This window comes from Aeribacillus sp. FSL K6-2848, from assembly GCF_038004325.1.
GTDB classification, from domain to species: Bacteria; Bacillota; Bacilli; order Bacillales; family Aeribacillaceae; genus Aeribacillus; species Aeribacillus composti.
In genome coordinates this window covers 112,463-133,993 of sequence record NZ_JBBOQQ010000001.1, presented here as the reverse complement: position 1 = coordinate 133,993, position 21,531 = coordinate 112,463, and the positions used below count along the sequence as shown (strand labels likewise).

Genomic DNA, 21,531 nt, shown 5'->3' with positions numbered 1-21,531 from the left:
AAAAAGTTAATCTAGTGCTTTTTCCAGCCTTGTGATAATCTTTCCTTTTCCTAAGAGCTCAAGGGCAAGCGGCAGCTCAGGACCGTGTGTCTGCCCGGTTGTCGCAACGCGAATCGGCATGAACAATTTTTTCCCCTTTTGACCTGTCGCTTTTTGAACTGACTTAATCGCTTTTTTGATTTCATCTGCTTTGAAATCTTGAATTGCTTTCACTTCTTCCAAAAATGCGCTTAACACGGAAGGAACTTGTTCTTCTTGAAGCACAAGCTTTCCTTCTTCATCGAGCTCTATCTCTTCCTTAAAAAACATTTCGCTTAATTCGACAATTTCTGCACCGTAGCTCATTTGATCTTGATATAGGGAAATGAGGCGGCGCACCCAATTTTTTTCATCGTCTGACATATTTTCACTGACGCGTCCGGCTTTTACGAGGTGGGGCAGCGAAAGGTCGACTACTTTTTCGAGATCAAGCTTTTTCATGTACTGATTGTTCATCCATTTTAATTTCAGTGTGTCGAAAACAGCAGGTGATTTTGATAATCGGTTTGGATCAAAAATTTTAATAAACTCTTCTTTGCTGAAAATCTCTTCTTCCCCAACAGGAGACCATCCTAACAAACCGATAAAATTAAAGAGCGCTTCAGGCAGATACCCTAATTCAGCATATTGTTCAATAAATTGAATGATGCTCTCATCACGCTTGCTTAATTTTTTTCTGTTTTCATTGACGATTAACGTCATATGACCAAAAACAGGCGGTTCCCATCCAAAAGCTTCATAAATCATCATTTGCTTCGGTGTATTGGAGATATGGTCTTCTCCGCGCAACACATGACTGATTTCCATTAAATGATCGTCGACGGCGACGGCAAAATTATAAGTCGGTGTTCCGTCTTTTTTCACGATGACAAAATCCCCAAAATCATCGGACTCAAAAGAAATATCTCCTTTTACGATATCGTTCCATTTATATATTTTTCCTTTTGGAACCCGGAAACGAATGCTTGGTTTCCGTCCTTCTTTTTCGAGTGCCTCTTGCTGTTCTTTAGAAAGGTGCGCGCATTTCCCTGAATATCTTGGCATTTCACCGCGATCGATTTGCGCTTGACGCTCGTTTTCAAGCTCCTCTTCCGTACAATAACATTTATACGCCAAGTCTCTTTCCAAGAGCTCTTCATAATATTTTTTATAAATGCTTGTCCGCTCCGATTGTCGATAAGGACCGTAATCTCCGCCCTTGTCTATGCTTTCGTCCCAATCAATTCCAAGCCATTTTAAATAAAAAAGCTGGCTTTGTTCTCCTCCTTCGATATTCCGCTTCTGATCGGTATCTTCAATTCGGATAATAAATTTCCCATTTTGGCTTCTAGCGAACAAATAATTAAATAATGCAGTGCGTGCGTTTCCAATATGTAAATGCCCCGTCGGACTCGGTGCATAGCGAACCCGTATTCCGTTGTCAGCCATATTTTGTCCCTCCAATAATCAAACCGTAATTCTTTAAAATATTGTACCACCAAACCATTGATGTTCAAAGATTACTTTTTCTTTTGCAATAAAACGATTGACTGTGCAGCGATTCCTTCCCCGCGTCCTGTAAACCCAAGCTCCTCCGTCGTCGTTGCTTTAACATTCACTTGGTCAAGTTCAGCCTCCAAGAGCTCCGCAATTCTAGTACGCATTTGATGGATGTAAGGCGCCATTTTTGGTTTTTGAGCAATAATTGTACAATCCGCATTGCCTAATATATAGCCTTTCTCCTTTACCAAGTTCCATACCTCTTGAAGCAATTTCGCCGAGTCAATATCTTTATATGCAGGATCCGTATCAGGAAAATGCTTGCCGATATCTCCTTCTCCAATCGCTCCCAAGCAGGCATCTGTCAATGCATGAAGAAGAACATCAGCATCAGAATGTCCAAGCAATCCTTTTTCATAAGGAATGTTGACTCCACCGATCACAAGCGGTTTTCCTTCCACAAGCTGATGAACATCAAAACCTTGTCCAATCCGAATCATTCCCTTTCCCCTCTTTCACTCTCTAAAATCGCACGGGCAAAAATCAAATCTTCAGGGGTTGTAAGCTTTATATTTGAATAATCCCCATGTACAATACAAACTTTTTCGCCAATTCTTTCTACAAGACTTGCATCGTCTGTTCCTACAAATTGATCCCTATTGGCCGCTTCATGAGCTTTTAATACGATGGAAAGACGAAAAGCTTGTGGCGTTTGAACTGCCCACAAGCTAGAACGTTCAACAGTATCAATGACTTCCATATTGCGAACTCTTTTCACAGTATCCTTTACAGGAACGGCTACAACCGCTGCGCCCTCTAAATGAGCCTTTTCAACAAGCTGATGAATGGTTTCCCTGCGAATGAAAGGCCTTGCACCGTCGTGAATTAATATTATACCATCTTCTTCAACAGCTTTTAACCCGTTGTAAACACTATATTGGCGTTCCTGTCCTCCGGGAACTAGTTTTTGCACTTTTTTTATTTTATATTTTTTCAGTAAAGAAAGAAATTCTTCACGCTCTTTCTCGTTTATGACTAGAACAATTTCGGTGCATTGAGGATCTTTTTCAAACACCATTAAAGTATGAACAATCACAGGTAAAGAATTAAGTTTGATAAACTGTTTATTTTTTCCTGCCCTCATTCTTTTCCCTTGCCCTGCAGCTGGTATGACAACCCGATATTCCATCTTCTTTCTCCCTTATTACAATGCTTTTTCCAGCAGCTTTGGCTTTGCAAAAATCATTCGTCCGGCAGATGTTTGAAGAACGCTTGTAACGAGAATGTCAATATTTTTCCCGATATAGTCCCTTCCGTCCTCGACAACAATCATCGTGCCATCATCAAGATAAGCAACACCTTGGTTATGCTCTTTTCCATCCTTAATTACTTGGACATTTAACTCTTCCCCTGGTAGTACAATCGGTTTTACCGCATTGGCTAAATCGTTGATGTTCAAAACAGAGACGTTTTGGAGCTCACATACTTTATTTAAATTGAAATCGTTTGTGACCACAACGCCTTGAATGATTTTTGCCAGTTTTACAAGCTTGCTGTCGACTTCTTGTATATCTTCGAAGTCGCCTTCCCATATTTCCACTTGAATGTCCAGCTCTTTTTGGATTTTATTTAAAATATCCAGACCTCTTCTTCCTCGATTTCTTTTTAGCACATCTGAAGAATCCGCTATATGCTGAAGTTCCTCCAACACAAATTGAGGAATAATAATGGTCCCTTCTAAAAAACCTGTTTGACAAATATCTGCAATCCTGCCATCTATAATAACACTTGTATCTAATATTTTTAAGCTTTTCTTTTCAACATTTTCCTCTTCTTCTTGAGAGGCTTTCTTCTTGCTGATTCTTGCTGTAATCGAAAACAAGTTCAACAGTTCGTCGCGCTTTTTATATCCGATTTGAAAACCTAAATATCCTAAAATTATGGTTAAAAAGATCGGAACAATGTTATTGATAATTGGGTATGGAAGTTCAGATAATGAAATTCCAATTAAATAAGCAATAATCAGACCAAAAATTAATCCTAAACTGCCAAATAATACATCCGTAACCGGAGCTTTCACTAATTTCTCTTCTATAAATTTTATCCAATTCACCACATAATCCACTAGCCAGAAGGAGGTTATATAAAATAAAATTGCACCTAATATCGCCAATGTATATGGTGTCATCAGAAATGGAACATCATCAAGATTTAAGAGAAATAATAATTCCGGTATAAACAAAACACCTAACGTTCCGCCAACAAAAAAGAAAAATATTTGAACAATTCGTTTTAACATACCTCCACCTCCTTTATTTCATTATATACACTTTCAAACCTTTCAAACATCTAAAAACAAGGATTGTAAAAATATTGATAAATTACTGTAAAGGATGTGTTAGAGCTCCCTTGCAATGTTATACTGATCTTGGAGGCGCCTTAATCCTTCCTTAATTTTCCTCGCCCTAACTTCACCTATTCCTTCCACTTCATCAAGCTTTTCTACGGTAGCATTTGCAATTTGTTTCAAATTTTCAAAGGTTGTCACTAAATTTTCAATAATAACGGAAGGAAGCTTTGGTATTTTATGCAAAAACCGGTAACCTCGAGGAACAACAGGTTCATTTATATTGGTAAAATGGGGATATCCGAGCAGCTTCAATAAAACCGCATCATCTAATAATGCTGAGCTGGACAATTCTTGCAGCTGCTTTAATACAGGAATAGGATCATTCAGCCGCTCCATGCTGTAATCTTTGATAAGCAGAGCCGCTTCTTTTTCAATATCTGCTAAAAGCTCGGTCATCTGAAGCTGAATCAGCTGCCCTTCTGTACCGAGTTCGTAAATATAATTAATAATTTCACTCTTAATTCGCAGCACCATTTCTATTCTATGTAAAACTTGGATCACTTCATCGATCGTGACTAAATCTTCAAACTCTAAAGATCCTAAATTATTAATGGATTGGTCAGTGGCAGATTTATACTTTTCCAACGTCCGCAAAGCTTGATTGGCCTTCGTTAAAATGACGCCGATATCCCTCAAAGCATAGCGGGAATTGCCAAAATATAATGTGACGACATTTCTTCTTTCAGAAATAGCAATTACGAGATTTCCTGTTTGCTTTGCTACTCGTTCAGCTGTTCTATGCCTCATGCCTGTTTCTCTTACCTCTATGCTCGTATCCGGAACAAGCTGTGCGTTTGCGTATAAAATTTTTTGCCCTGAGTCGCTTAAAATAATGGCTCCATCCATTTTAGCTAGTTCATATAAATAGGCGGGGGAAAAAGGGCAATTGATATAAAATCCCCCGTCTACAATTTGTTTGATTTTTTCGTTATATCCTACAACAATTAGCCCCCCGGTCTTTGCGCGCAGCACGTTTTCAATTCCTTCCCGGATTGGTGTGCCTGGGGCTACAAATTGCAAGATTTCCTTAAGCGATTTTTCTTGTTTCATAGCTTATCCCCCTATTGCAAGTTCGAGCGCTTCTGAAATGTTTTGCACACCGACAATTTCTATATCTTCCGGCCATTTCCAACCGCCCAGATTGGCTTTCGGTAAAAAAATCCGCTTAAATCCCAGTTTGGCAGCTTCTTGTACACGCTGTTCAATTCGTGAAACCCTTCTAATTTCTCCTGTTAAACCAACCTCACCTACAAAAACATCATAAATGTTCGTCGGAACATCTTTAAAGCTTGAAGCTATACTGATGCAAATTGCCAAGTCAATTGAAGGCTCGTCTAATTTCACCCCGCCGGCAACTTTTAAGTAGGCATCTTGGTTTTGGAGCAATAAACCAACACGTTTTTCCAATACCGCCATCAACAAAGAAACACGATTATGATCAATCCCATTTGCCATCCTTCTTGGGTTTCCAAAGCTTGTCGGGGTGATTAAAGCTTGTATTTCGACTAGAACAGGTCTTGTCCCTTCCATGGAAGCGACTACTGTTGAACCAGATGCCCCTTTTGCACGCTCTTCTAAAAACACTTCTGACGGGTTGAGCACTTCTTTAAGACCTGCTTCCTTCATTTCAAAAATTCCTATTTCGTTAGTGGATCCGAACCTGTTTTTAACTGCCCGTAAAATTCGGTACGTATGGTGTCGATCACCTTCAAAATACAATACAGTATCAACCATATGTTCTAAAATGCGCGGCCCTGCAATTGTGCCGTCTTTTGTTACATGACCGACAATAAAAATCGGAATTCCTTTTGTCTTTGCCAATCTCATTAATTCAGCCGTACATTCTCGAACCTGAGATACGCTTCCAGGAGCAGAAGCAATTTCACTGTTATAAATCGTTTGAATGGAATCAATGATGACAAAAGCCGGTTCAGTTTCCATTATGGATTGAATGATGATTTCTAAGTCCGTTTCAGAAAGCACGAAAAGTCTTTCGCCTTTTACCCCGAGTCGGTCGGAGCGAAGTTTTGTCTGTTTTAAAGATTCTTCTCCCGAAATGTATAAAACATCGTTCCCTCTCTCTGCCAGCTGTGAGGAGACTTGCAATAAGAGAGTGGATTTTCCAATTCCAGGATCCCCTCCAATTAAAACGAGAGACCCTTTTACAATTCCGCCTCCCAATACGCGGTTAAACTCATGAAGTCCTGTAAGCATTCTAGGTTCTTGCGCAGCTTGGATTTGATGAATTGGAGAAGGTTTGCTGACAGTGGATGATTCGGAATGACTAAAAGCAATGCGGTGTTTTCCCTTTGGCTTGATAACTTCTTCAACCATTGAATTCCATTCGCCGCACCCTGGACATTTTCCCATCCATTTCGGCGATTCATATCCGCACGATTGACAAATAAATTTTGATTTGATCTTTGACATTCGGTTATTCCCCACTTTGTTCAATCGATACACGACAATATAATGAAAGGGAGGGGCATACGTGAAGCAGTATGCCCATTGGATTATTGAACCTTTTCTGCAGTTTTTACGACAAATTCATTATTTTGCACGTCCAATACAACTTTTTGACCTTGCGAGATCGTGCCTTTCAATAATTCCTCTGATAAGCGATCTTCGACATATTTTTGAATCGCTCTCCGCAACGGACGCGCTCCATATTCTAAGTCAAAGCCCTCTTCAGCCAGCTTTTCTTTTGCACGATCCGTTAATTCGAGTTCTATATCCTGTTCTTTTAATCGTTTTGTCAGCTGATCCGCCATCAGCGAAACAATTTCTTTCAAATGTTTTTTCTCTAAAGAGTGGAACACAATAATTTCGTCAATCCGGTTCAAAAATTCAGGACGAAATGCTTTTTTCAGTTCATCCATCACTTTGTTTTTCATATCTTTATAATTTTCATTTTCGTCTTGAACATTAAAGCCGACATATTTATTCCGTTTTAATTCGCTTGCCCCTACATTTGAAGTCATAATTAAAATCGTATTTCGAAAATCAACGGTGCGCCCTTTTGAGTCTGTGAGTCTTCCGTCTTCAAGCACCTGCAGCAAAATGTTAAACACATCTGGATGAGCTTTTTCAATTTCATCCAATAATACGACTGAGTATGGCTTGCGGCGCACTTTTTCCGTCAATTGTCCTCCCTCTTCATAGCCTACATATCCAGGAGGCGAACCAACGAGCCTTGACGTAGAATGCTTCTCCATATATTCTGACATATCGATTCGAATCATAGCATCTTCGTCACCAAACATTGCTTCAGCTAATGCACGGGCTAATTCCGTTTTCCCTACACCTGTCGGTCCTAAGAAGATAAATGAACCGATCGGACGCTTCGGATCTTTTAAGCCTGCACGTGCCCGTCTGACAGCTTTTGCGACTGCAGTGACAGCTTCTTCTTGACCAATAACGCGCGAGTGTAAAATTTCTTCGAGATTCAAAAGCCGCTCTGATTCTGTTTGGGCAAGTTTAACAACCGGAATTCCCGTCCAGCTTGAAACAACCATTGCAATATCCTCTACGGTCACTTCAGAATTTTCTTGACCTTGTTTTTCCTTCCATGATTTTTTCGTTTCCTCTAATTCCTCTCTGAGCCGCTGCTCTGTATCTCTTAATGAAGCTGCTTTTTCAAATTCTTGGCTTTGGACTGCAGCTTCTTTTTCTTTTCGCACTTCTTCTAATTTTTGCTCCAATTCCTTTAAATTCGGAGGTGTTGCAAATGAACGAAGACGGACTTTGGAGCCTGCTTCATCAATCAAGTCAATCGCTTTATCAGGCAGGAACCGATCGGAAATATACCGATCTGAAAGTTTAACAGCAGCTTCAATCGCCTCATCGGAAATGGATACCCGGTGGTGTGCTTCATATCGGTCTCTTAAGCCTCTTAAAATTTGAATGCTCTCTTCAATGGACGGTTCGTCGACTTGGATTGGCTGGAAGCGCCGTTCAAGTGCAGCATCCTTTTCAATATATTTACGGTATTCATCCAAAGTTGTTGCCCCAATACATTGCAATTCTCCCCGAGCCAAAGCAGGTTTTAAAATGTTGGAAGCATCAATTGCACCTTCCGCCCCGCCTGCGCCGATCAGTGTATGAAGCTCGTCAATAAATAAAATGATGTTTCCTGCTTGGCGAATTTCATCCATTACCTTTTTAAGGCGGTCCTCAAATTCCCCTCTATATTTTGTGCCAGCTACAACTGTTCCCATATCAAGGGTCATAACGCGCTTATCTCTCAAAATTTCAGGAACCTCATTATTCACAATTTGCTGAGCAAGTCCCTCTGCTATGGCAGTTTTCCCAACACCAGGTTCACCTATTAAAACAGGATTATTTTTTGTTCTTCGGCTCAAAACCTCGATGACACGCTGAATTTCTTTGCTTCGGCCGATGACTGGATCAAGTCCGCCCTCCCGTGCAACAGCCGTTAAGTCCCGCGCAAGACTATCAAGCGTCGGAGTATTTGCGTTTGTCATCGAACTTCCTTGGTGGCTTGAGGATACTTCATTGCTGCCTAACAACTGTAAAACTTGCTGACGCGCTTTGTTCAAGCTTACTCCGAGATTGTTTAAAACACGCGCAGCAACTCCCTCGCCTTCTCGAATTAATCCCAATAGGATATGTTCTGTTCCGACATAAGAATGTCCTAATTTTCTTGCTTCATCCATTGACAGTTCAATGACTTTCTTTGCTCTCGGTGTGTAATGGATCGTTTGCGAAATTTCTTGTCCCCGTCCTATCAGGCTTTCCACTTCATTTTGGATTTTTTCTGGACTTAATCCTAGAGCGTGAAGCGCTTTAGCGGCAATTCCTTCTCCTTCGCGCACGAGCCCAAGCAATATGTGCTCTGTGCCGATATTGTTATGTCCGAGGCGTACAGCTTCTTCCTGCGCTAAAGCAAGCACTTTTTGCGCCCGTTCCGTAAATCTCCCAAACATCATTGTTCATCATCCTCCCTTTGCTTCCTTTCTAATTGAAGCCTTTCACGAATTAATGTTGCCCTGCGAATATCCCGTTCATTCGGCCGTAGAACTCCTCCTGAATATTGTTGCAGAAATCCGGGCTGAATTAAAATCATAAGCTCATTTAAAACACTGCGTGGAACATTTTGAATAATTCCCAGGTCAATTCCTAAGCGCACATCTGATAAACATTGAATTGCTTCTTTCGATGGAATAATCCTGCTGTATTTGAGAGTGCCGTAGGAACGATATACACGGTCTTCTAGATGATGCGGATTCGTTTTATATAAAGCATCTCTTGCAGCCCGTTCTTGAGCAATTAATTGCCCGACAACACCTATTAAATCATCGACAATATCATCTTCTGATTTGCCTAGCGTAATTTGGTTCGAAATTTGGAATATATTACCTATCGCTTCACTTCCTTCTCCGTACCGACCTCTCACAACCAATCCTAATTGATTGATAGCAGGTATAATTTGGTTAATCTGCTGTGTTAAGACAAGTCCTGGAAGGTGCATCATCACGGAAGCCCGCAAGCCGGTACCGACATTTGTTGGACAGCTAGTTAAGTAGCCCCTATGTTCATCAAATGCATAATCTACTTTTTCCTCAATCCAATCGTCAAGATTCATTGCCATTTTCAACGCTTCTTTTAGCTGAAGGCCCGGGAACAAACATTGAATTCTAATATGATCCTCCTCGTTTATCATAATGCTCACTTCTTCGTTTTCAGATAAAAGGCACCCTCCAAGTGCTGATTCTTCCATTAAATAAGGACTAATCAAATGCTTCTCTACAAGTACGCGTTTTTGAATAGGCTGAAGTTCATTCATTTTCAGCAGCACGAATGTCCCTAAACCGTCAAACACTCTTTGTGAAAATGATTCTTCAAACGTATTTAAAATAGCCAAGGCTTCTTCATTCGACATAATGGTAGGGAAGCTGATATTTTCTATATTTCGCGCCAATCTGACTCGGCTGCTCAGCACAATATCGGAATCAGGTCCTTCTTGATTCATCCAAGGGCTCATGGCTGAACGAATAAATTTTTGAAAGGACATGTCATACTCCCCTTTCGTTCCGTCCATTTATCTTCGCTTCAATGGACCGAATTTCATCCCGAACTTGAGCTGCTCTTTCGAATTCCTCTTTCGCAATTAATTCTTGCAGTTCCTGTTTAAGCATTTTCAGGCGCTTTTTCAAATGAATACTTCCACCGGTCCGTTTCGGTACTTTACCGCCGTGAGTTGTATTCCCGCCATGAACACGTTTTAAAATCGGGGTAATTTGGTGATAAAACGTTTTGTAACAATGGGAGCACCCGAATTTACCAATTTTCGTAAATTGATCAAACGTCATATTACATTTCTCACATTGAATGACCTGATTTTTCTTGAAAACATTTTGCCCTTGGCTGCTAATGGCGCTGTCCATATTTAATAATCCGGACAATAAGTTGTTTATAGAAAAGCCTGGATTCATATTGAATATGAATACATCACTTTTTTCCTGTGCACATTTTTCACATATATGCACTTCAGTCTTTTCGCCGTTGATGATTTTTGTAAAGTGGAAAGTAGCGGGCCTTTCATGACATTCTTGACAAATCATCGTCCATCACATCCTCACTTATATTTTAACGAGGTGAGCATCGCCTTCATCATCCTTGCCCTCAATTCGTCTCGATCAGGCAAATCAATATATAAAACAGACCTATCAATTACGCTCAACATAATTTTCGCTTCTCTTTCTGAAATAACCTCTTCATCAGCCAATCTCAAAATAATATCCTCCGCCGACGATTGTGACAGCCTTTTACCAATGGCATTTAAAATTTGATTGATCAGCTGGATACGGTCATTGATTCGAATTTTCATAATTCGGATATAACCGCCTCCACCCCTTTTGCTTTCGACAATGTAACCCCGTTCAATTGTAAAACGAGTGTTGATCACGTAATTGATTTGCGATGGAACACATTGAAATTTATCCGCAATTTCACTTCTTTTAATTTCAACAATTTCTTTTCCGCTAGAATCTAATACATGCTTTAAATATTGCTCGATAATATCAGATATATTCCGCACCTCGAAAAACACCTCCTTCAACTTTTTGATTGGAATTGCAAAACGCTCAAGAAATGTGCAATATCCTTGAGGGATAGGAGGCAAGATGTTTACGTAATGCTTATTTCCTAAACGATAACAACTAGTCACTTGACTTTGACTATATTTGACCTTAATTATAATATAAATTTTTTTTTGTGTCATTTCAACAAAAAAGCTCACTAATAATATTGCCATTTACAATATGGAAAAAACCCGCTCTTTAAAAAACTTTTTTAACTTCTTGAAATTTCATTAATTCGTTTATGATTTCAGGCATTTCATCTTTTGGAAGGCCAATTTCAAGTAAATATGAACGCTTCGCATGTTTAGTTTCTTTTGGCTTTGACAATGTAAAATGAATTTTATAAACAGAAATATTTAATTGTTCAAGTTTCCGAGTAAATTCCACCAAATCATCTTCTGGAAGATTAACTTGTATCCATTTTTTGCTTGACTTCTCAGCAAAAAAAGCCTCCACCTTATTGAGAAAGATCAAACTCAACAATACAATCAAGGTAGAAAAAATCGCCAGCGGATACATTCCTGCCCCAACAACAAGGCCAAGTCCTGCAACAACCCAAATCGAGGCTGCCGTCGTTAATCCTCTTACCGTAACCCCTCTCACTAATATCGTTCCAGCACCTAAAAAACCAATGCCGCTAATGACATAAGAAGGAATTCTTGCTGGGTCAAAACGAATATTTTCATAACGATCCATATATTCTTCAAAGCCATAAAGAGACAGCAGCATCATCATGCAGGAGCCGACACCAACTAACAAATGAGTGCGAAAGCCTGCTGGATGCCGTTTAAATTCTCGTTCAAGGCCAATAAATCCACTTAAAATGACTGCTAAAACAATGCGAATCAACATAATTTGCCATTCCTCAGGCATTATCATTCCTCCTTACCATCCAAATGACTTTTTCTGTTTTGGCCATATATGAATTTTGAAATGATACAGTATTATACTTTCCCATTATATGCGATGAACAGTGCTCAATATTCAATTGTTCTTGAGTATGAGACTAAGAATGATATGAAACAAAAAAGCACTTTTAGAGCTGGCTTTAAAATCAAACGAAGCTTTCACTGCTCATATGCTTCAAGAATGGAACAGTTTATGCTTCTGAAGTAGCGATCAATTAATTATACTCCGATTGAAGGTTTTAAAGAAAGCGAGCTTGATTGCAATAGATGCGGAGGATCTTCAGAAGAAGCGAGCTCTTAGTTGTTCGTAAATTTGTCGTTTTTGTTCGTTCTGTTTTAAGCTGTTTTGTCTGTTTGTTGTAAATTTCCATTTACAAGAGGATAAAAGAGGCTTGAGCTTCTCAAACCGCATTGCAGCGAATAATTGTTTCGTCCATACTTTTTTACAAGGATAAGCAAATCTCGCCTCCATCGCTTTTCTCAGATTAATTAAAACGGTTTGCATCATTCAAATCAATTAAAGATGTTTTTGTAACAGCAAAAATATCCATTTCGGCTTTCGACAATTTTCTCGAAAAATTGGCTTTTAGACTGTCATTTCTTAATTTTTCATTTTATGATCATAACGGAAAGTATTGCAACGGAAAAACATCACAAAAAGCTAAAAAAGAAGCCGATTCCTCCACCGCCTTCACTATACACGAGAGGCGGCGGTCATATCGGCAAAAAAATAAGATGAAAGGTATTTATTCTATGTCACGATTAATAATTTTAGGCGGATCTAAGTTTTTAATAACGGGCTCTCTAGACTTTATATCTGCATACGTATTGATAATTTCCGGATCATAAATAATTTGCAGCCTAGAAAGCTTGCCTATTTGGTTTTGTGCACCTTCAAAATAATCGTTATTCGTAATTTTTTGCGCCCCACTAAAATTTTGATTACTAGCACGCCCTCTTATCGCATTTAAAACAATGCGCCTCGCTGATATTCCTCCTTCTATACGAATATTTGACCCCACTCCAAACATTTCTAATGCTTGTTCTGAATAGAAAAACCCTTTAATATTACTAGGTTCATCCTGGTTAACGCTATTATTTCTAATGTTTATATTTCCTTTTGCAAAAATAATTAATGAACCGTTTTGACCTAATCCATTGATGCGCGAATATTCAATCGTCACATCCCCCATTACATACATAATTGAATTAAATTCCGCATCAGCCCCTCTAATCGTCAGATCACCGTTCACAAATATGGGGCCGTCCACCCGAATTTTGTCATAATTATTTGGGTTGTACGAATCAGACCACTCGTTGCCAATTGTTAAATTTTTCTCTATATAGGCTCCCTCCTTAAAGGTGGTCTGTCTGAATTGATTATCTAAATTGCGAATTGTTAATGAACCTGCAGTGGCAAAGCTTTTAAAAAGATTATTCCCAGTAAATGTGTAATCTCCATCGTATTTCTGATTACACCATAAAAAACATTCATCATGACTCGCATAAACTTTGTCATTAGGCCGATTTTGGTTTGAGATTAGTCTATTATTAGCTTTTATGATCGTTACACCGGGAGAATTATGTTTATAATAAAAAACCGATTTTTGTGCAGGAATTTGAATGTCATCACGGATCGGCTGCCTTTTTACAATAACCGGGGCTTGCCGATTGTAAAAAGCATCATCAATACGATCTGTTAGCTTTGTATAAGAACTTCCAAAATTAGAAGTTGTAATATGTTGTCCATATGGAGGAGTATGATTAAAGGTAAAAATATTTCCGCCAAGTAGTAAATTTGCATTTGCTTTTCCTTGTGTTGGTAAAATGCTCGGGTAAACGGACGCAATCCATTTCTCCTCACGATTTAATAATGCATATCCGCGGTTCGTTATGATTAAATTCCCGTCTACCTTCATATCCCCTGTGATTGAAACCCCGCCGTGCAAAAACAAATTTCCTTCACCAGGTATACAGGTATTTGGAGTTTTACATAATTTGTTGGCACCGAGCGCATAATGTAACGTCTCCAAAACAGATTGTGCACCAATTTCAACTTCTGAAATAACCGTTTTTTCCTTGCCATCAACAAATCCTCTGCTTAAAAAGGTTATCTTCTTCTTTAGCGGGTTTTCTTCACCATTTTCTATTACATTTTCTATATTTCGTATATATACTCGATATTCACCAATTGCGCCAGTATTGTGAACACTATTTACCTCGTCTTTATAGCGATTTAAAATCGTATTTAATTTCGTTATAAACTCGCTGCGGGTAATTCCTTCTTCTCCGAGTTCATTTTTCAAATCACTTTGAATCTGACTCGTAATATGCTCAATTCCTTTATTGGCTAATTCACGAGCTTGAACATAATCCTCGCTTGTTTGATTTCTTTTCACCCCAGATAAAGCCACTGTCAAAACGGAAACAGACAAGACTGTAAATAGTAAAAAGATCAACATGGTTAAGATCAAGGAGTATCCTTTCTCATTCATTAAGATTTTCATTATTTTGCACTCCTTTTCGATCATTAATAATGCTCACAATACTTTTCAGTTTCATTGTTTGCTGTGTTTTAGCAGATTGTAAAACTAACAAAATTTCAAACACATCTTCTCGTTCAGTTTCTATCAATTTTGATTCGCGAGAAAGCACGATATTTCCGTTTGTTAACGACAATTCTTTGTTATTAATCACTACACGTGAATGTTCATGATCAAAACCAATTTTGCTGCCGTCATTTTTGATCAAAAAGTAATTCCCGCTTGGATCCGGCAATTTCTGCTCCTTAATCTCACTAACCTTTAACACAAACAGCTCATCAATTAAATGGGCGAGTATATAATCTGCTTCATCGCGCAATGCTGCTTCTTCCATCGCACGGTCATATGTTTTTAATCCGCTAAAAAGAACAGAGTAAGCGATCAGTCCGATAACAGAACCCAATAAAACCACTGAAAGAACTTCTACTAACGTAATTCCTTTACTAGAGGATATGATTTTTTTACTCATAGCTCACATACCCTTCAACCTTTGAAGTAATGGGTGTTTTTGAATTTTGTAAATTCACTTCAACAAGTACATTCATTAATCGAATCGCTTTTTCATTAGCAGTTTGACTGACCGTTACTTGAACTGCATACGTTTTATTATTTATAAGTGGAGAAAACAAAAGTTCACATTCATCGGGATCTGGACGGTTCGAGCAGCTGTCAGAAGTATAAACTTGCGGCTGATTAAAGCGATCATTATCTGGTTCATCAATATAAGAAAAAGGATTCATCTTAATTCTTTCCATTGTTGATTTCGCCAGATGAATTGCCACTAATTGATCATTGTTTACTACAGTTGTTTTATTTGTAAAAACAAAAAGATTAAGAAATGCCAAAATAATGATGGAAAGAATGACGAGAGAAATTAGTATCTCCACAAGTGTAAACCCGTCCATTTTCTTCACAATCTTCATTCTCATAGAATATTCACCCATTTTTTTAAATATTAAGTAATAGTCGCAATGGCTGTAGTGAATTGGAACTATATCCTCTGAAATTGGACTTTTTGACTAAAAAACCATTGTCTTAAACGAATCATAATAATAGAATGTAAGTATATGGAACATTTTTACTAAATCCGTAAAAATTTCTCTCTCCTAAATTTGCTATAATTATACAAAAATATATTATTTATTACTTTTATTTTACTTCAAAATAAGGTCTTTTAGACTAAAAAAATAATATTTTTACTATTTATTCAATTTTTTTACATTTTATTGTGGATGAATTGCTGTAATTTTGCTATTATTATACAAAATATTTCATCTTCGTTGCTTTCATTTTACCCCAAAATAGGTCTTTTTAACTAAATGAAACTGTATTTTTTACCTATTTTGTAAAATTTTATATTTTTACAGACTGGATCAGACAAATCAATTGTACTTCTTCTTTTACCCATACGATGAAGAAACAAGCTCGAAGGAACTGGAGCCTTGCAGCAATCAACCGCGCTTCTTAAAGATACCGAATATTGGCATTGAAAGGAAAAGTCAACCTTTGTAATATATATTTATTTGCCGGTTTCAGTCTTCTAAGCTTGATCAGACAAATGATACATAGAAAGGCAGGTTCTTTATGAGCAGGATGAAAAGGTTAATGGCTTTGTTTTTTTCTTTCATAATCGTTATATCAGCTGCGACCATTAGTTTCGGAACTCCCCATATCGCAAACGCTGCCTTTACAATTCCTGATGGTTCTACAGTCGGGGGAATTGATGTCGGTGGAATGACTGTTGATGAAGCTAAAGACATTTTATCAGATAAGATCAATGAGTGGAAAAATCAAAGTGATATGACGATTGAATCACCCACGGAAATATTAACCATTCCATCTGAAGATATTCAGTATGACCTGAATCAAACGATGGATCAATTGCTCGAAAAAACAAAAACACCGTGGTATGCCTTCTTTATTAAAAAAAAATCAGTTGATCTGCCGTTGGTTGTAAAAGTGAATATAACGGATGAAGAACTTTCAGAATGGCCGAACCATATTGATAAAGTCAAAACGATAAACAACGTTGAAACAACGGCCTCTTATTTAGGAGAACATAACATTCAAGCGGTTTTAACAGATGCAAACGAACAAAATGATGTAATTGCTGAAGCAAGCTGGAATATTCCGAAAGACTATATCTTTTTAGATGAGTTAGTAGAAGAATTAAATGGAAAAAAGATAACACCTGGAAATTCACTTTCGTTTTTGCAACAAGTGGCAAATGAGGTGAGTTATTTTAGGGAGGATGATGGAAATTTCGTCGTTTCTATGCTGTATTCTTTGCTCCTGCAAACAAATGTAGAGATTATTGAGCGCCATTCGCAGCGAGTAATTCCGGCCTATTCAAAAGCAGGGATTGAAGCAAAAATCAGTCAAACAGATGATAAAGATTTCGTCGTTTCAAATCCTGGACCTTATATATACACAATTCAAGCTGAAAAAAACGGATCAAAATTGAAAATGGCGATCTTGTCCGCACCTCAAAAAACAAAATATCAATACAAAATTGAAAATAAAGAAGATATTCATTATCGCACCATCTATCGTTATAAAAAGGATTTACAGCCATGCTGCAAGCGCGTTATACAAAACGGTGTAAATGGTCAGCGAGTGGAAGTATACCGAGTGTCAGTAGCCGAAAACGGCGCGGAGCTTTCCCGTGAGTTGATTAGCACTGACTTTTACTTGCCTGTACCTGAAATCATTTTATTAGCATTACCTTCTTCTGAAAATCAAAATAATAATGCGAATAACGAAAATGACCAAACGAATTCGGACGATACAAATACGAATAGTAGCCAAGCGGATCCTAGTAATGCAAATGCTGATCATTCAACAAATGCGGACCAAACGAAGCAAAAGGATATAAATACGGACAATGGTACCGACGGAACTGAAAGCATGGGGCAAGACCGTTTTCAAAGCGAAGAGGAATACGAAAAGCAATTAATGGAGGAAAGTGTGGAGGAAGAGCCGGAATATGTGAAATAAAGGCAACGCCGTTAGAGAAAAGGAAATCTGAATGAATATGATAAAGCCAGCATCTTTGGAGGTGAACGGAAATTGTCTAGAAAGCGTTTAGGAGACTTGCTTTTAGAAGCTGGACTCATTACAAATGAACAATTAAACCAAACATTAAAAAATAAGTCACCGGATGAAAAATTAGGGGATGCCCTGCTGAGAGAAGGTTTTATTACCGAGCAGCAGCTGATTGAAGTATTGGAGTTCCAATTAGGAATACCGCATATTAATATTTATCAATATCCAATTGATCAGGATGTTCTTCAATTAATTCCAAAAGAGCTGGCAAAAAGGCATTATGTGATGCCAATCCGAAAAGATAAAAATAAACTTTTTGTTGCAATGGCGGATCCGATGGACTATTTTGCTATAGAAGAATTGAGAATGGCAACAGGATGCCATATTGAACCCGCTATTGCGACAAAAGATGAATTATATCGAACGATCACAAAATATTATGATCTTCAAGAATCGATGGAAGAGATCATGAGTGATCTTTCACCAAAGGATTCAATGGATGAAGCAAAAGTAACGGATGAAGATTCTCCTGTTGTTCGTCTTGTCAACCAAATCATTGCCAACGGTCTTGCCCAGCGTGCCAGTGATATCCACTTTGACCCGCAAGAAACAGACGTAAAGGTCCGCTACCGGGTCGACGGCATTTTACGTTTAGAGCGGTCACTGCCAAAACATATGCAAAATGTCATCATTGCCCGGATTAAAATTATGGCAAACTTAAATATTACAGAAAATAGATTGCCGCAGGACGGCCGAATTAAAACAACGATTAATTTTAAACCGGTGGATATTCGTGTCGCCACGCTGCCGACAATTTTTGGTGAAAAAGTCGTGATGCGGATTCTTGATTTAAGCAATGTATTAAACAGTGTGGAAAAAATCGGTTTTACAGATGAAAATTTGGAAAAATTTATTACTATGCTAAAGCAGCCAAATGGAATAATATTAATCACTGGACCTACAGGATCCGGAAAGTCGTCGACATTGTATGCAGCTTTAAATCAGTTAAATTCAGAGGATGTAAATATCATCACGGTTGAAGATCCTGTCGAATACCAGATCGAAGGAGTCAATCAAATTCAAGTAAATGAAGATATCGGCCTGACATTCGCCAATGGGCTTCGCTCGATTTTGCGCCAGGACCCGGATATTATTATGATCGGCGAAATTCGTGATACAGAAACAGCACAAATTGCCATTCGGGCGTCACTTACAGGTCATTTAGTATTAAGTACTCTACATACGAATAGTGCAGTTGCTGCTTTAACGAGATTAATCGATATGGGCATTGAACCGTATCTCATATCGTCTTCAATCATTGGCATTGTAGCCCAGCGTTTAGTTCGACGAGTGTGCCGGGATTGCCGCGAAATCGTCCGCCCGACTGAAAGAGAAAAAGAAATTTTTGCGAATAGAGGCCTTGAAATCGAGACGGTTGCAAAAGGCAAAGGCTGTCCGAGCTGCAACATGACCGGCTACCGCGGGCGCCTAGCCATTCAAGAGGTATTGCCGATCGATGCGGAGATTCGTGAACTCATCATGAATAATACGTCAACTTCTTATTTGCAAAATTTTGTGCGGGAAAAAGGATTAAAATTTTTAATCGATGACGGTTTGCTGAAAGTAAAAGAGGGATTAACGACAACAGAAGAAATTTTACGCGTCGCTGTCCTCGAGTAGGAGGTGGGCTTCATGTCATACAATATATCAGATTTACTTAAAAAAGCTTTTACTGATCATGCTTCAGACCTCCATTTAATTGTCAACTCTCCTCCGGTTTTTCGCATAAACGGCGAGCTAAAGCCTTACGGAGACCATTCATTGTCTAAAAACGACACGGAAAGAATGGCGAAAGAGCTTATTCCGGAGACGATGTGGGATACGTTCGAGCAGCAGGGCGAGCTTGATTTTAACTATGAATTAGAGGGAATTTCACGGTTTCGATTAAACGCTTTTCGCCAACGCAATCATATAAGTGTCGCGATCCGAATTATACCGACGAAGATCCCAACGATCGCAGAGCTTAAAATACCTTCCATTGTCGAGAAATTGATGGAAAAGCCCCAAGGGTTAATTCTCGTCACGGGACCAACCGGTTCAGGTAAGTCAACGACATTGGCAGCGATGATCGATTATATTAATCGAAACTATTCCAAACATATTATTACATTAGAAGATCCAATAGAATATATTCATTCCCATAAGCGATCCATTATCAATCAGCGGGAAATTGGTTCAGATACAAAAAGCTTTGCAAACGGACTGCGCGCATCTTTAAGGCAAGACCCGGATATTATTTTAGTGGGGGAAATGCGGGATCTTGAGACGATATCGACAGCTATTACTGCTGCTGAAACAGGTCATTTAGTGCTAGCCACATTGCACACAAGCAGTGCAGCCCAGACGATCGACCGGATCATAGATGTGTTCCCGCCCCATCAGCAAAGGCAAATTCGCCTTCAAGTAGCAAACGTTTTGCAAGGAATCATTTCACAGCGCCTTTTCCCGCTAAAGGACGGATCCGGGCGAACGGTTGCAACGGAGATTTTAATTAATAATCCTTCCATTTCAAACTTGATTCGCAATGAAAAAATTCATCAAATCCACAATGTTTTGCAAACGAATAGAGCTCAAGGAATGCATACATTGGAAATGTCCGTTCAAAGCCTATTAAGCTCAGGAAAAATTTCTTACGAAAGCGCCATGCCATATATCAATAAAGGTGATGAAAATGGCTATCTATAAATATGTCGGTCGTACGAAAACAGGACAGCTAAAGAAAGGTACGATTGATGCACTAAATAAAACAAATGCGATAGCAAAATTAAGAGAACAAGGAATAAGCCCCCGTGAGATCAATGAAGCAAAAGGCTTGATCTATAAGGAAGTATCGATTGGCAGACCTGTGAAAAACCAGCATTTTGTCATTTATTGCCGGCAATTTGCAACACTGATCCGTGCAGGAGTTTCTATTGTAGATTCAACGAATATTTTATCAAAGCAGACGGAAAGCAAAGCATTGGCCAAAGTATTGGCTGAGATTGAAACGGAATTGCGGACAGGAAATGCTTTTTCAGATGCGGTGAGCAAATATCCGAAAATTTTTCCGGCCATTTTTGTCAATATGGTTCGCGCCGGGGAAGCCAGCGGGAGTTTGGACGAAACATTGGACAGGCTGGCGGCTTATTTTGAAAAGCAATACGATTTGAAGAAAAAAATTCAATCAACTCTTGCTTATCCAATCACATTAATCATTATCATCATTGCAGTTGTTGTATTTCTGATGCTAACGATTGTGCCTAAATTCACCGAAATTTTTGCCCAATTTGACAGTGAACTGCCTGCCATTACGAAATTCGTAGTTGGCGCAAGCCATGTAGTTCAAAACTTTTGGTGGATTGTACTTCTTGTCTTATTAGCAGCGATTCTTGCTTTCAGCTTGTTGATGAAAAGCAATAAAGCCTTTTATTACGCTGTCCATGTTATTTTGTTAAAAATGCCTGTTTTCGGCAAATTGCTGCAAAAATCAGCTATTGCAAGAATGACGCGGACATTATCATCTCTTTTTTCTAGTTCAGTGCCGATTTTACAAGCATTAACTATTGTCGAGCGGGTTGTCAACAATCCAGTCATTGGAAAAGTCGTGTTGGACGCACGTGATAGTTTAGAAAAAGGAGACCGCTTATCCGAACCGTTTAGAAAAAGCTGGGTAATCCCGCCGCTCGTCACCCATATGACGGCGATCGGCGAAGAGACTGGTTCATTAGATTTCATGTTAACCAAAATAGCTGATTTCTATGAAGCGGAAGTTGACCGCAGCGTTGAAATTTTGAAATCGCTGATCGAACCGATTATGATCGTCATTTTAGCCTTTGTCATTGGGACGATTGTTCTTGCCATTATGATGCCTATGTTTAGCATTTATCAGCAAATGTAAATAGATGACGAAGCTTGCAGCATTAAAGCATGTCTAAAAGAAACGTATTGTACTAGATTCCAAAAAA

General features: G+C 38.8%; 18 protein-coding genes. 4 read left to right on the top strand and 14 right to left on the bottom strand.

Annotated elements, in window-relative coordinates:
* Positions 1 to 6: 6 nt before the first annotated feature.
* The 14 genes from gltX to NSS70_RS00615 form a co-directional block, all read right to left on the bottom strand.
* Positions 7 to 1,467: a glutamate--tRNA ligase gene (gltX, locus tag NSS70_RS00680; protein ID WP_339229894.1), complete on the bottom strand. Its 1,461-nt coding sequence runs from the start codon at positions 1,465 to 1,467 to the stop codon at positions 7 to 9.
* 71 nt (positions 1,468 to 1,538) lie between these two features.
* Positions 1,539 to 2,018: a 2-C-methyl-D-erythritol 2,4-cyclodiphosphate synthase gene (gene ispF / locus NSS70_RS00675; protein WP_063387135.1), complete on the bottom strand. Its 480-nt coding sequence runs from the start codon at positions 2,016 to 2,018 to the stop codon at positions 1,539 to 1,541.
* Positions 2,015 to 2,707 carry a 2-C-methyl-D-erythritol 4-phosphate cytidylyltransferase gene (gene ispD, locus NSS70_RS00670; RefSeq protein WP_063387134.1) on the bottom strand — a complete coding sequence of 231 codons (693 nt, stop codon included), beginning with the start codon at positions 2,705 to 2,707 and terminating at the stop codon, positions 2,015 to 2,017. The genes ispF and ispD overlap by 4 nt, the downstream gene beginning before the upstream one ends.
* A gap of 15 nt (positions 2,708 to 2,722) precedes the next feature.
* Positions 2,723 to 3,817, bottom strand: coding sequence for a PIN/TRAM domain-containing protein (locus NSS70_RS00665; protein WP_339198285.1), 1,095 nt, complete (start codon positions 3,815 to 3,817; stop codon positions 2,723 to 2,725).
* 99 nt (positions 3,818 to 3,916) lie between these two features.
* The gene (gene disA, locus NSS70_RS00660) at positions 3,917 to 4,978 is read right to left on the bottom strand and encodes a DNA integrity scanning diadenylate cyclase DisA (protein ID WP_340880772.1); all 1,062 of its coding nucleotides are present in this window, start codon (positions 4,976 to 4,978) and stop codon (positions 3,917 to 3,919) included.
* Between the two features lie 3 nt (positions 4,979 to 4,981).
* On the bottom strand, positions 4,982 to 6,358 hold the full coding sequence (radA, locus tag NSS70_RS00655; RefSeq protein WP_130156460.1) for a DNA repair protein RadA: 1,377 nt from the start codon (positions 6,356 to 6,358) through the stop codon (positions 4,982 to 4,984).
* Positions 6,359 to 6,441: 83 nt separating this feature from the next.
* Entirely contained in the window at positions 6,442 to 8,877 is a 2,436-nt protein-coding gene (clpC, locus tag NSS70_RS00650) for an ATP-dependent protease ATP-binding subunit ClpC (RefSeq protein WP_063387130.1), read from the bottom strand.
* Positions 8,874 to 9,962 (bottom strand): protein arginine kinase, encoded by a 1,089-nt coding sequence (locus NSS70_RS00645; RefSeq protein WP_327847634.1) that lies wholly within the window; start codon positions 9,960 to 9,962, stop codon positions 8,874 to 8,876. The genes clpC and NSS70_RS00645 overlap by 4 nt, the downstream gene beginning before the upstream one ends.
* Before the next feature lies 1 nt (position 9,963).
* Entirely contained in the window at positions 9,964 to 10,512 is a 549-nt protein-coding gene (locus NSS70_RS00640) for a UvrB/UvrC motif-containing protein (protein ID WP_063387128.1), read from the bottom strand.
* A gap of 14 nt (positions 10,513 to 10,526) precedes the next feature.
* Positions 10,527 to 10,988, bottom strand: coding sequence for a CtsR family transcriptional regulator (locus tag NSS70_RS00635; protein WP_063387474.1), 462 nt, complete (start codon positions 10,986 to 10,988; stop codon positions 10,527 to 10,529).
* Between the two features lie 241 nt (positions 10,989 to 11,229).
* On the bottom strand, positions 11,230 to 11,904 hold the full coding sequence (locus tag NSS70_RS00630; protein WP_445290574.1) for an MgtC/SapB family protein: 675 nt from the start codon (positions 11,902 to 11,904) through the stop codon (positions 11,230 to 11,232).
* 781 nt (positions 11,905 to 12,685) lie between these two features.
* Positions 12,686 to 14,446, bottom strand: a complete 1,761-nt coding sequence (locus NSS70_RS00625) for a hypothetical protein (RefSeq protein ID WP_340880770.1) — start codon at positions 14,444 to 14,446, stop codon at positions 12,686 to 12,688.
* A complete protein-coding gene (locus NSS70_RS00620) occupies positions 14,427 to 14,951 on the bottom strand; it encodes a hypothetical protein (RefSeq protein WP_340880769.1) in 525 nt (174 codons plus the stop codon). The genes NSS70_RS00625 and NSS70_RS00620 overlap by 20 nt, the downstream gene beginning before the upstream one ends.
* On the bottom strand, positions 14,944 to 15,411 hold the full coding sequence (locus NSS70_RS00615; protein WP_340880768.1) for a type IV pilus modification PilV family protein: 468 nt from the start codon (positions 15,409 to 15,411) through the stop codon (positions 14,944 to 14,946). Before NSS70_RS00615 ends, NSS70_RS00620 begins: the two co-directional genes overlap by 8 nt.
* A 676-nt stretch (positions 15,412 to 16,087) precedes the next feature.
* Between NSS70_RS00615 and NSS70_RS00610 the strand changes: the two genes are divergently transcribed.
* The 4 genes from NSS70_RS00610 (at position 16,088) to NSS70_RS00595 (ending at position 21,464) form a co-directional block, all read left to right on the top strand.
* Positions 16,088 to 17,479 carry a G5 domain-containing protein gene (locus NSS70_RS00610; protein ID WP_340880767.1) on the top strand — a complete coding sequence of 464 codons (1,392 nt, stop codon included), beginning with the start codon at positions 16,088 to 16,090 and terminating at the stop codon, positions 17,477 to 17,479.
* A gap of 72 nt (positions 17,480 to 17,551) precedes the next feature.
* On the top strand, positions 17,552 to 19,207 hold the full coding sequence (locus tag NSS70_RS00605) for a GspE/PulE family protein (RefSeq protein ID WP_144597974.1): 1,656 nt from the start codon (positions 17,552 to 17,554) through the stop codon (positions 19,205 to 19,207).
* A 12-nt stretch (positions 19,208 to 19,219) separates the two neighbouring features.
* Entirely contained in the window at positions 19,220 to 20,272 is a 1,053-nt protein-coding gene (locus tag NSS70_RS00600; RefSeq protein ID WP_340880766.1) for a type IV pilus twitching motility protein PilT, read from the top strand.
* Positions 20,259 to 21,464 (top strand): type II secretion system F family protein, encoded by a 1,206-nt coding sequence (locus NSS70_RS00595; RefSeq protein ID WP_340880765.1) that lies wholly within the window; start codon positions 20,259 to 20,261, stop codon positions 21,462 to 21,464. Before NSS70_RS00600 ends, NSS70_RS00595 begins: the two co-directional genes overlap by 14 nt.
* The last annotated feature ends 67 nt before the right edge of the window (positions 21,465 to 21,531 follow it).